10 protein-coding genes and 3 tRNA genes are annotated in these 11,729 nt (G+C 70.0%); 4 read left to right on the forward strand and 9 right to left on the reverse strand.

Going from position 1 to position 11,729, the window contains the following annotated elements:
* Positions 1-1,626: a stealth family protein gene (locus FB557_RS02470; protein WP_144855323.1), complete on the reverse strand. Its 1,626-nt coding sequence runs from the start codon at positions 1,624-1,626 to the stop codon at positions 1-3.
* Positions 1,627-1,687: 61 nt separating this feature from the next.
* A complete protein-coding gene (locus tag FB557_RS14280; protein ID WP_211356461.1) occupies positions 1,688-1,840 on the reverse strand; it encodes a hypothetical protein in 153 nt (50 codons plus the stop codon).
* A gap of 178 nt (positions 1,841-2,018) precedes the next feature.
* Between FB557_RS14280 and FB557_RS02480 the strand changes: the two genes are divergently transcribed.
* Together FB557_RS02480 and FB557_RS02485 are read left to right on the forward strand one after the other, a co-directional pair.
* Positions 2,019-2,234 (forward strand): hypothetical protein, encoded by a 216-nt coding sequence (locus FB557_RS02480; RefSeq protein WP_144855325.1) that lies wholly within the window; start codon positions 2,019-2,021, stop codon positions 2,232-2,234.
* Positions 2,235-2,488: 254 nt separating this feature from the next.
* Complete coding sequence (locus tag FB557_RS02485; RefSeq protein WP_144855327.1) at positions 2,489-5,089, forward strand: glycosyltransferase; 2,601 nt, start codon at positions 2,489-2,491, stop codon at positions 5,087-5,089.
* Here FB557_RS02485 and FB557_RS02490 read toward each other — a convergent pair.
* Both FB557_RS02490 and FB557_RS02495 read right to left on the reverse strand, forming a co-directional pair.
* Positions 5,058-5,786: a sulfotransferase family 2 domain-containing protein gene (locus FB557_RS02490; protein WP_170236154.1), complete on the reverse strand. Its 729-nt coding sequence runs from the start codon at positions 5,784-5,786 to the stop codon at positions 5,058-5,060. The two genes, FB557_RS02485 and FB557_RS02490, sit on opposite strands and share 32 nt — an antisense overlap.
* Before the next feature lie 73 nt (positions 5,787-5,859).
* A complete protein-coding gene (locus FB557_RS02495) occupies positions 5,860-6,738 on the reverse strand; it encodes a glycosyltransferase family 2 protein (protein ID WP_144855331.1) in 879 nt (292 codons plus the stop codon).
* A 144-nt stretch (positions 6,739-6,882) separates the two neighbouring features.
* On the opposite strand from FB557_RS02495, the gene FB557_RS02500 reads away from it, so the two are divergent.
* Positions 6,883-7,344 (forward strand): FAD synthase family protein, encoded by a 462-nt coding sequence (locus tag FB557_RS02500; RefSeq protein ID WP_144855333.1) that lies wholly within the window; start codon positions 6,883-6,885, stop codon positions 7,342-7,344.
* Between the two features lie 64 nt (positions 7,345-7,408).
* On the opposite strand, the gene FB557_RS02505 is transcribed toward FB557_RS02500, so the two are convergent.
* From FB557_RS02505 to FB557_RS02525, 5 genes are all read right to left on the reverse strand, one after another.
* Positions 7,409-7,482 (reverse strand) — tRNA-Phe (locus tag FB557_RS02505).
* A gap of 25 nt (positions 7,483-7,507) precedes the next feature.
* Positions 7,508-7,581: transfer RNA gene (locus FB557_RS02510), tRNA-Asp, on the reverse strand.
* A 22-nt stretch (positions 7,582-7,603) separates the two neighbouring features.
* Positions 7,604-7,676: transfer RNA gene (locus tag FB557_RS02515), tRNA-Glu, on the reverse strand.
* Between the two features lie 117 nt (positions 7,677-7,793).
* Positions 7,794-8,861 (reverse strand): PHP domain-containing protein, encoded by a 1,068-nt coding sequence (locus FB557_RS02520; protein WP_144855335.1) that lies wholly within the window; start codon positions 8,859-8,861, stop codon positions 7,794-7,796.
* A gap of 85 nt (positions 8,862-8,946) precedes the next feature.
* Complete coding sequence (locus tag FB557_RS02525) at positions 8,947-10,383, reverse strand: GuaB1 family IMP dehydrogenase-related protein (RefSeq protein WP_144855337.1); 1,437 nt, start codon at positions 10,381-10,383, stop codon at positions 8,947-8,949.
* A gap of 75 nt (positions 10,384-10,458) precedes the next feature.
* Between FB557_RS02525 and FB557_RS02530 the strand changes: the two genes are divergently transcribed.
* The gene (locus tag FB557_RS02530; RefSeq protein ID WP_144855339.1) at positions 10,459-11,715 is read left to right on the forward strand and encodes a DUF445 domain-containing protein; all 1,257 of its coding nucleotides are present in this window, start codon (positions 10,459-10,461) and stop codon (positions 11,713-11,715) included.
* Positions 11,716-11,729 lie beyond the last annotated feature (14 nt).

The following is an 11,729-nucleotide window of genomic DNA, read 5'->3' on the forward strand; positions in this document are numbered from 1 at the left end:
TCATCCGTCCGTGTCGGGAGAGGGGTCCGGGATCTCGAAGGGGGAGGGGCACGGCAGCAACGCTTCCAACACCCCGCGTAGGCGCTTGGCCGCGACCTCGGGGTCGGTGTCGGTGGTCTCGTTGAGGCAGAAGGAGTCGAGGTCGGCGCGGACGAGCATGCGCTCGATCCGGGCGTCGACGCCCGGATCGCCGATGTCGATGAACTCGTAGGTAGTGTCGGAGGGGACGGCCCTGCCGGTCGCATCCGCCCACCATGCCTGGAGCTGGGAGGCCAGAGAGATGTCGGTGGGCGAACGGAACCGGGCCCGGCTCGTGCGGCGAACCGCGTCGGGGCAGGCCGCCTCGATGTCTTCGAGCACATCACGCCGCTGAGGGTGCGGCGTGTGCCGCGGGCGCGTCGTCGGCCTCCTGCCGAGATGCTCGTCGAGCAGTGCGCGGCCGTTCTTCATGGCCTGGACGACCGGCAGGTCGTCGGCGCGAGCCGGGCCGTCGTCGACCGGGACGTGCGATGGGAACCACCGCACGAGCCCGCTCCCGGTGAAGAAGTGCTCCGGTCGTAGCGGTCGGGCGAGGAAGACGTCGTCGTTGAGATAGAGGTAGTGCTGGGCGAGACCGGGGACTCGGTGCAGGTTGGCCTCGATCGCGTGCGAGCTGAAGGTCGGCAGGTCAGCGGTGTCGGCGAAGATCTCGTCGTGCCGGACGACCCGGACCTTCGGGTGGTCGGTGTCGAGCCACCCCGGCACCTGGCCGTTGGTGACGATGTGGATGGTGCGCACCCAGCTCGCATAGGCGGCGATCGAGCGAAGGGAGTAGCGCAGCTCGTCGCGGTTCGTCCAGCGCGCCGTGGACCAGGCGCTGGCGTGCCCGGCTGAGGTGTCGGTGCCCGCGCGGGCCGCGGCGTAGTCCTCCTGCCAGGCAGGGTCGGCGGAGTCCACCCAGGTGTAGACGACGTCGATCGGGAAGTCGACCTGCTCGAGCGGTGTGCCGGTGGGCGGGTCGAGCGAGGCTGCGAGGGTGCCCGGGGGGATGGAGCGGACGAAGGGGTTTGGCCGGGGCGCGACCAGGGTGCCGGTGGGTCGCTCGGGGCCGTCGGGGGACGCCTGCGTTGCGGCCAGCTCGGTCCAGACTTCTACGTCCACGCCGAGCGAGCGGGTCGGGAGCATGCGGCCCGCGGGAGAGACCTGTGGTGACCAGACCCGCACGACCGAGCCGGCGCGTAGCGCGGGGAGCGAGCGAGCCGGGCGCGACGGTCCGAGCCGGCCGCTGGCATGGAGCCCGGTGTGGAGGTGAAGGTCGGGGTCGATGTCGTTGAGCGCGACCAGGATGGACTGAGTCGCTTCGGCGTCGGAGGATGAGACGACCACACGGTGCGGTTCCGCGCCGAGGGCGGGCAGCACCCGATGCTCGATACCGGCGCGGGTCAGTGCCTCGACCGTGACATCCCGGCAGCGATCTCGTAGGGCCCACGCGTCGAAGGTGTCGACAAGGACAGCCGTGAGCAAGGAGCGCCCTCGGCGCACGGAGACGGTCCCCCCGGGGGCCAGCCCTTGGATGTCGATCGGCCTGGTGCCGTCGCGCAGCGCCCGCGCGTGCAGCCGGGCGCGGGCACTCAGGACGCTGAGCACAGGTCGAGGCCGCGCGCCGGGCGCGGCGGAACGGTGCTGGTCGTCATGAGAGCCGATCCTGTCAGATGACCGGCGGCTGCCCGAGCCGCGCCAGCCGGAGCACGGTGCGCCACAGCATCGGCCGACGACCGCCAGGGTCGGTCGTCAGTCCCTCATGAAGTCCGCGCAGCCACAGTCTCAGCTCCTGCGGTCGTTGCCAGGTGCGCAGCACCATGAGGGCGGTCCTGGCGCGGCTGATCCGCGCGTCCGGGACCCCACGGGCGACGGGTGCCCAGCTTCGCCGTCGTCGTCGTGGGCGACGGGCCGCTGGTCGCCGAGCTGGCCGAGCTGGTCGATCGGCTCGGGCTGAGCGGGGCGGTGCACCTCACCGGTCGCCTGGACACCCCTTTCCGGTGCTCACGACGGCATTCTCGTCGGTCGAGGGCGTGGTCCCTCCCGGGTGCGGGCTCGTCGTCGAGCAGGACGACGATGCCGTCGCCCGTGCGATGATGCAGGTCATCTCGGACCGGCCTCGATTCGGCACCTTCGACGTCGCCGCGTACAACGCGGCGGCTCTGGCCGAGCTCGCCGAGGCGACCGACCTCGCCGGCGTGTCGGGGCGGTGCTGAGGGGCCTCGGGGTGCTCGAGCCCGGAACGGTCCTTTCGTGGTGGCTCGCGGCCGCGCTGCCGCTGGCGCTGGCCACCGCCTGCGGCTTCTTGGCGATGATCGTGACCTCGAGCCGGTTCGAGTAGTTCGGTGCGGCGAGGTCGCGCAGGCGGCGCGCTGGTGGTATCGAGGGTTCCTGAGCACCGGCATAATTGCCCGTCGACCGTGGCCAGGGCGCCTCTAGCGAGGTGTCGTGATGGAGGAGGTTGTGCCGCATGCGCGTATCGGACGCAGTGAAGTCGCTCAAGCGAGCCCGCCGAGTCGGCTCCCAAGAGTGGCGAGCTCACTGGCGCGAGCGTCCGGTCGAGCGCGACACCGTCTTCTACGAGTCGTTCGCGGGCAACGGGATGCTCTGCAACCCCGAGGCCATCTTCCGCGAACTCCTGGACGATCCGGACTTCGCTCACCTCGAGCACGTCTGGTGCCTGTCGCCGGCGATGTGGGAGTCGGGGGTGCGCCGCGAGTTCGACGGCCACCCGCGGGTGCGTTTCGTGCGGTACAAGTCGCCCCAGTACTTCCGCGCCCTGGCGACGTCGCGGTACCTCTTCAACAACGCCACCTTCCCGCCGGAGTTCGCCAAGCGGGACGAGCAGGTGTACGTCAACACCTGGCACGGAACCCCGTTCAAGCAGATGGGGTACGACGAGCCCGGCGGCGGCCCCGGGGCACGCAACGTCATCCGGAACTTCCTCTCCGCCGACTATCTGCTCGCCGCGAATGATTTCATGGCCGAGCAGATGTACGAGGACGCCTACCGGCTGACCAACATCGCGACCGGGCAGATCGTCACCGAGGGCTCGCCCAGGGTCGACCGGCAGTTCCTCGACGAGTCGGCTCGTGCTCGGGTCCGCCGTCGCCTTGAGCGGGCCGGTGTTGCGCTGCAGGCGGACCAGAAGGTGATCCTCTACGCCCCCACCTGGCGGGGGGAGTCCTTCCAGAAGCCGTCGAACGACGTCGTGCTGCTCGCTCAACGCGTCAGGGAGCTCAAGCGGCAACTGCCCGAGGGACACCAGGTGCTCCTGCGGGTGCACCAGCAGGTCTACACCTTCGCGCTGCAGCACCCGGAGCTGGCCGACATCCTCATCCCCGACGAGATACCCAGCAACGAGGTGCTCGGTATCACCGACGTCCTGGTGACGGACTACTCGAGCATCTTCTTCGACTTCCTCGCGACGGGCCGCCCGGTGGTGTTCTTCACCCCGGATCTGCGCTCTTACGACGACTACCGCGGCTTGTACCTCGACCCGGGTGAGCTGCCCGGTCCGGTCGTCGGCACCGTCGGCGAGCTCGCGCGAGTCCTGGTGGCAGAGGGATCGGGTGAAGGGGACGACCCCCGTGTCACCCACCGGGACGCCTACGCCTCTGCCCGTGAGCGCTTCGCATCCCGAGAGGACGGCGGAGCCACGCAGCGGGTCATCGACGTGGTCCTGCGCGGCAGGCGAGACGATCGTGACGTCCGCGATGTCCGCTCGGACGGGCGCACCCGCCTGCTGCTCTACCTCGGTGGGATGCGGCCCAACGGGATCACGACCTCCGCGCTGAGCCTGCTCAACAACATCGATCACGACCGTTTCGACGTCTCGGTGCTCTACCAGTACTCCAGCTCCGCGGAGGTCCGCGCGACGGAGGCGAAGGTCCACCCGCGGGTACGGGTCCTGCCGCGCATCGGAGGGATGCTCTGGTCGTTGCGCGCGGGGAAGGAGCGGGGGCAGGCGCTGCACGGAGGGGAACGGTCCGGCGAGGAGACCCCGGAGCGGGTCCGTCACCAGTTCGCTCACGAGTGGCGGCGCTGCTTCGGTCTAGCCGAGTTCGACCACATCGTCGACTTCAGCGGCTACGCCGCGTTCTGGGCACTGCTGCTGCAGGCGGGGCCGGCCTCGAGCCACTCGATCTGGCTGCACAACGACCTCAAGGCCGATCAGATGCGCGAGGTCGACGGCCACCGCCCGCACGAGGCGAACCTGGGTTCGGTCTTCCGGACGTACCGCGACTTCGACCACCTGGTGTCCGTCTCAGAAGTGCTCATGGAGATCAACCGGGAGAACCTGGCGGACATGGCGCCCCCGGAGCGTCACACCTTCGCGCGGAACACGATCGACGCGGGCTACATCACGCGGAACGCCCCCGGGGACCACTCGACGGTCGCGCCCGTGACCGATGACGCGGACGTCTCGGTCCCGGCGCGGGACCTGCCAGCAGCGGTGCGCGCCCTCGGTGACCTGCACGGCGCGCAGGCACTGGAAGGCGAAGTCGAGCGGTATCGCACGATCAGCGAGGTGATCCCTCCCGCCCCCGGGGTCCGCACCTTCGTGACCGTGGGAAGGCTATCGCCGGAGAAGAACCACGAGCGGCTTGTCCGAGCCTTCGACCTGGTCCACCAGGTGGATCCCGCGACGCGACTGGTGATCATCGGGGGAGGCCCGCTCGAGGCCCGGCTGCGCGACGTCGTGCTCGACCTGGGTCTGGGTGACGCGGTCACGGTCGCCGGCCAGCGCAGCAACCCGCACGTGGTGCTCGCCAAGGCCGACACCTTCGTCCTGTCCAGCGACTACGAGGGCCAGCCCATGGTGATCCTCGAGGCGCGTGTCCTAGGGCTGCCGGTCGTCTCGACGAGGTTCGCCTCGGCCGCCGGGGCGCTGCCTGATGGGGTCGGGCTCGTGGTCGACCGCGACGAGGCCGCCCTCGCCGACGGGATGCTAGCTGCGCTGCGGGGAGAGGTGCCGAACCCTGCGTTCGACGCGGCGGAGTACAACCTCGAGGCGACGCAGGACTTCTACCGCGTTCTCAGCCCCGGGAGCGCGGCAGCCACGAGCTGAGGCGTGAACGCACCTTGGTCGCCGTGTCCCTGCCGATGGCCGCGCGACGTGCCGCCGGGGCTGGGGCAGGTGCGGTGTAGCCGAACCTCTCGTAGTCCTCGCGGTAGAAGTCGGACACGAGCCGTTCCAGCCCGTCGGTGACCTCCACGTCCTTGCTGGCGTACCTCGTGGCGGAGGTTCCCTCACGCACCCGTGGAAGGGTAGGCGCCAGCCCGAGGTCCCAGCGCTCGTTCAGGGTCGTGGCCATCTGCTCCAGACCGTCCTCGAACCGGAAGACCGAGACACCGTCGACCAGGAAGTCGACCTGTGGGCGGATGTGGTTGTCGAACATGAACGGGTGCCGCGGGTAGGCGGCGAAGGCCTTCTCCGCCCACTGCTCCACGGACGCTCCGTCGATCTCGAAGTCCTGGTCCCGGTGACGCCACAGATACTCGGAGCGCAATCGCGCCATCGGGTCCCGCACGACGGTGAAGATGCCGTCGAACTTGTGGATCTTGAAGATGGCCTCGAGCTGGTCACGATGCATGTGCTGCGGCGTGCAGCGGCGCACCGTGTTCCACGACGTGGCACTCACCCTGCCGTCCTGGTACTCCATGTCCATGCCCGCATCGGTGAAGGCCCGCTCGATGCTGGAGCCACCCGTCTTGGGGATATGGATGTACAAGAACTTGCGTTCGCCTTGTCGGAAGACAGGCACCGTGATCCCTCGCTCGGCTCTATGCGCGTCCCAGGGGTAGGCGCGCAGTGCCTCCGGACTATACCGAGGAGCCTCAGATGATCGGAGGCTGGCCGAGACGGGCCAGGCGCAGCACGGTTCGCCACCGCATCGGCCGGCGGCCACCGGGGTCGGTGGTCAGCCCTTCGCGCAACCCGTTCAGCCAGAGGCGCAGGTCGGCAGGACGCCGCCACGTGCGCAGGATCATCAGCACGGTCCAGGCGCAGACGTAGACCACTGCGACGGGCCACGGCAGGTTGCGGCGGGCGACCCACACGCGGTTGCGGGCGTTGAGCCGGAAGAAGACGTCATGCCGATCGGGTGACGTCGCTGGGTGGTAGATGTGCAGCGACGGGTCGTAGACCAGCTCCCAGCCCCGGTCCCGCATCCGCCAGGCCAGCTCCACCCCTTCGTTGCCGAAGAAGAACGAGCCCGGGAACCCGCCCGCGTCCTGGTAGGCCGCGCGACGGATCAGCACCACTCCTTCGCAGACCGCAAAGGCGGGACCGCCGACAGCCGGGTCGCCGACCCGCGCCCGGGGCACCCAGCGCCGCTCGGTCACCCCGCTCGGGTCCGAGACCCGGGCGTGGATCAGGCCGAGGCCGGGCTCGGCGCGGAATCGGGCGACCGCGCGCTCCAGTGCGTCGGCATCGCGCAGCCAGGCGTCGTTGTCGAGGAAGAGGATGAACTCGCCCGAGCCACGGGCGGCGGCGATGTTGCGACCCTCGGGCGGGCCGACGTTCTCCCGGACGTACATGGTCTGCACGTCCGCGTCGAAGCCCTCCGGCTGCCAGCCGTTGCCGAGCAGGATGAGCGTGGTCTGGACCCCGGTCTGGACCCTGGCCGACTCGAGAGCCCGGCGCGTCTCTGCCTGGCGGTCGCCCTGGCTGAGCACGACGACGTCGACCGTTGGGGTCGCGTCCTGCTCCGGCATCGGCCTCTCCTTGGTCTGGCTGAACCTGACCCTACGACGAAGAGAAGGTGAACGCCGCACGGACTGTTGGTGAACGCCCAGCGCGCGGAGACCTAGACTCGGGTGCGTCAATCCCCCACCTGACGCGCGAGGTTGCATCTCCTAATGGGTAAGACCGTCATCACCTACGGAACGTTCGACCTCTTCCACATCGGGCACCTGAACATCATCAAGCGGCTGCGTGAGCACGGCGACCGGCTCATCGTCGGGGTGTCCACCGACGAGTTCAACGCGATCAAGGGCAAGAAGCCGATCGTCCCCTTCGAGCAGCGCATGGAGATCGTCGAGAGCATCAAGTACGTCGACCTGGCCATCCCCGAGGACCGGTGGAGCCAGAAGCCTGAGGACATCGAGACCTACGACGTCGACATTCTCGGCATGGGCGCGGACTGGCAGGGCAAGTTCGACGACCTCTCCGACCAGGTCGAGCTGGTCTACCTGCCGCGTACCGACGGGATCTCGACCACGGAGATGAAGCGGATCCTCAGCGAGTTCGACGCCCGGCACGTCGAGGAGCTCAAGCGCACCATCGACACCATCGGGCAGATCGTCAAGGAGCTGAGCTAGCGGAATCCGCCTGGTCGCTAGGCCCGAGCCGGCGCGGTCGCGCGCAAGGCGAAGGGGGAGAAGGTGGCCAGGGGCGGGGTCGAACCGCCGACCTTCCGATTTTCAGTCGGACGCTCGTACCAACTGAGCTACCTGGCCGAGTCACGTCTGCTGACGTGACGAGCGACCCTGACGGGACTCGAACCCGCGACCTCCGCCGTGACAGGGCGGCGCGCTAACCAACTGCGCTACAGGGCCTTGTGGTGCAAGGCTTCTTGCGTATCCCCAACGGGATTCGAACCCGTGCTACCGCCGTGAAAGGGCGGGGTCCTAGGCCGCTAGACGATGGGGACCTGATCTCCGACCAGATCCTCGCCACGCAGCAGGCAGCGCCCGGATCCGTCGAGGACGAGCAGGACTATACGGGAGTGACGAGCCGCCGACCAAACCGGCTTCGATCGTCGGCTCGCTCACCCCCTTCGCCGCTCCTCGGACCACTCGAGGAGGCGCTCCGCCGACCAGGTCGTGATGACCCGGTCGGCCTCGATCCCGAGGCGGTGAGCGCGCTCGCAGCCGTACGCCTTCATCTCGAGCTGGCCGGGGGCGTGCGCGTCGGAGTCGATGGCGAAGAGGCACCCGAGGTCACGCGCCAGCTCGATCAGCTCGTCCGGCGGGTCGCACCGCTCGGGCCGGGAGTTGATCTCCACCGCGACGCCGTTCTCCGCGCAGGCGGTGAAGACCGCCTCGGCGTCGAACTCGCTCTGGGGTCGGGTGCCGCGCCCGCCGGTGACGAGCCGGCCGGTGCAGTGCCCGAGCACGTCCACCCTCGGGTTGGTCACCGCGCCGATCATCCTGGCTGTCATCGCGCCCTTGGGCATCTTCAGCTTGCTGTGCACGCTCGCGGTGACGATGTCGAGCTGGCCGAGCATCTCCTCGCTCTGGTCGAGCCCGCCGTCGTCGAGGATGTCGACCTCGATGCCCTTGAGCAGGCGGAACTGTCCACCCAGCGAGGCGTTGATCGCCTCGACGAGGCGCAGCTGCTTGGCCAGGCGCTCGGCCGACAGCCCGTTGGCGATGCGCAGGCGGGGGGAGTGGTCGGTGAGCACCTGCCACTCCTGGCCGAGCTCGACGGCGGTGAGCACCATCTCCTGCACCGGCGAGCCGCCGTCGGACCAGTCGGAGTGGGTGTGGCAGTCGCCGATGACCGCCTCGATGAGGGCCGCTGTGCCCTCTCCTGCCTCGACCAGCGGGCCGCCGTGCTCCTCCTGTTGACGGGCGAGGTAGTCGGGCAGCTCGCCGGCGACGGCCTGCTCGATGACCCCGGCCGTCGAGGACCCGATCCCGGCGAGCTCGCGCAGCGTGCCCGCCTGGACGCGCGCCGCGACCTCCTCCTCGCCGAGCTCGGCGACCACCGCCGCCGCCCCGCGGAAGGCCTCGACCCGACGGCTGTGCTGCCGCCCCCGCTCGAGGAGGAAGGCGGTACGCCGCAACGCCTCGGCCGGGCTCACCACTTCGCCCAACGGCTCTAGCGAGTGCATGCCCCACCCCCAAACCCGCCTGCTACCACGCAGTACTGGTTGTGATCACAGCCACTACTGCGTGGTAGCGGGCGCGCTAGCGAGGTCACCATGACGTGTGCAGCGGGCGGCCCTCGGCGTAGCCCGCGGTCGACTGCAGCCCGACGACCGCCCGCTCGCGGAACTCCTCGAGCGTCGCGGCCCCCGCGTAGGTGCACGAGCTGCGCACCCCGGCGATGATCTGGTCGATGACGTCCTCGACGCTCGGCCGAGCCGGGTCGACGTACATCCGGGCCGTCGAGATCCCCTCCTCGAAGAGGCCCTTGCGGGCCCGCTCGAAGGGGGAGTCCTCGGCCGTCCGTCCCCGGACGGCGCGGGCGGAGGCCATGCCGAAGGACTCCTTGTACTGGCGCCCGTCGGCGTCGACGTAGAGGTCACCGGGGGACTCCAGGGTGCCGGCGAACCAGGACCCGATCATCACGTTGCTCGCACCCGCGGCGAGCGCCAGCGCGACGTCCCGCGGGTGGCGCACCCCGCCGTCGGCCCAGACGTGCTTGCCGAGCGCTCGCGCGGTGTCGGCGCACTCCAGGACGGCGGAGAGCTGGGGTCGCCCGACGGCGGTCATCATCCGGGTGGTGCACATCGCGCCGGGGCCGACCCCGACCTTGACGATGTCGGCGCCGGCTTCGATCAGCTCCCTCGTGCCGTCGGCGGTGACGACGTTGCCCGCAACGATCGGGACCGACGGGTCGAGGCCGCGCACCGCAGCCAGCGCGTCGAGCATCTTCTGCTGGTGCCCGTGCGCGGTGTCGATGACGAGGACGTCCACCCCCGCCTCGAGCAGGGCCGCGGCCTTGCCGGTGACGTCGCCGTTGATGCCGACCGCGGCCCCGATGCGCAGCCGCCCGCCGGCGTCGACCGCAGGTCGGTACATCGAGGACCGGACGGCCCCCTTGCGGGTCTGGACCCCCACGAGCCGACCGTCGCCGTCGACGACCGGGGCGAGGTGACGGCGGGCCTCGTGCAGCGCGTCGTACGCGACCGCCGGGTCGTGCTCGTCGGCCAGCGTCGTCGGCTGGGTGAACATCACGTCGCGGACCTGGGTGAAGCGGTCCACCCCGTCGAGATCACGCTCGGTGACGATGCCCACCGGCCGACCGTCCTCGACGACGACCCCGGCGCCGTGCGCCCGCTTGTGGATGAGCACGAGTGCCTCGCCGGCCGTCGTGGTCGGGTGCAGCTCGATCGCGGTGTCGTGCACGAGGTGGCGGCCCTTGACCCACCGGATCACCTCGGTGACGACGTCGACGGGGATGTCCTGCGGGATGATCGTCAGCGCGCCCCGCCGCGCTGTCGTCTCGGCCATGCGCCGGCCGGCGATCGCGGTCATGTTGGCCACGACGAGCGGGATCGTCGTGCCGGTCCCGTCGGTGCTCGCGAGGTCGACGCCGTGGCGGGAGGCCACGTCGCTGCGCCGGGGCACCATGAAGACGTCGTCGTAGGTCAGGTCGTGCTGAGGCATCAGGCCGTTGAGGAACTCCACCTGGCGAAGTCTGGCACCCCCAGGTGGAGGTCACCCCGGGAAGCCTCGGGCCAGCGATGCGGTTGGATCATCATCGTGAGCTTCCTCATCGAGACCCCGGCCGACCAGGCCCGCCGCGACGGGCTGCGCCGCATGCGCATCGTCGCGACCTCGGCTCTGCTCGTCGCCGCGGTCGTCTACCTGCTCACCCTGCGGCTCCCGCACGACGGTGTCTGGGGCTTCGTCAACACCGCCTCCGAGGCCGCGATGGTCGGCGCGCTCGCGGACTGGTTCGCCGTGACCGCCCTCTTCAAGCACCCGCTCGGGCTGCCGATCCCGCACACCGCGCTGGTCAAGCGGCGCAAGGACGAGCTCGGGCGGAGCCTGCAGGAGTTCGTCGCCTCGAACTTCCTCACCGAGGAGATCGCGCGCGAGCGGCTCGCCTCGGCCCAGGTCGGGCTGCGGCTCGGCCGCTGGCTGGAGCGGCCCGAGAGCCGGGAGCGGGTCATGCGCGAGTCGGTGACGGCGCTGCGGGCGGGGCTGAACCGGATGCAGGACTCCGACGTCGAGGACTTCCTCACCGACCTGTTGCTGCCGCGGCTGGCTCGCGAGCCGATCAGCCCGATCGCCGGGTCGTTGCTGGAGAAGGTCGTCGAGGAGCGCACCCACGACGGGCTCGTCGACCTCGGGCTGGACCAGGTGCTGCTGTGGCTGCGCGACAACCCCGAGATCTTCGCCGAGGTGATGGTCGACAAGGCGCCGTGGTGGACACCGAACTGGGTCGACGATCGCGTCATCGCCTGGGCCTACGAGCAGGCCGTGACCTGGCTGCGCGAGATGCGTGCCGACACCAGTCACCCGGCGCGCACCGCGGTCGATGACCTGCTGCGCCGGCTCGCGCACGACCTGCAGCACGATGAGGAGGTGCAGGCCTCCGCCGAGCGGATCAAGGAGCGCCTGCTCGCCCACCCGCAGGTTTCGCGCAGCGCGGTGGCGGTCTGGCAGTCGATCCGCTCCGCCCTGCTGTCCGCGATGGATGACCGGGACAGCTATTTCTGGCGAAGGGGGGACGAGCTGCTCTCACACGTCGGCGAGCACCTCGTGAACGACCCGCGCTGGCGCGACCGGCTCGAGACCCACCTCGGGGAGGGCGTCGCCTTCGCCGTGAACACCTACGGCGACGAGCTGGCCGAGGTGATCTCGGTGACCGTGGAGCGCTGGGACGCCGACGAGGCCAGCAAGCGGATCGAGCTCTACGTCGGGCGCGACCTGCAGTTCATCCGGATCAACGGCACCGTCATCGGCGCTCTCGCCGGGCTCGTCATCCACACCGTGAGCGTCCTGCTCACCTAGCGTCCCGTCGGGAC

It is taken from the genome of Marihabitans asiaticum, from assembly GCF_007828725.1.
Lineage (GTDB): Bacteria > Actinomycetota > Actinomycetes > Actinomycetales > Dermatophilaceae > Marihabitans > Marihabitans asiaticum.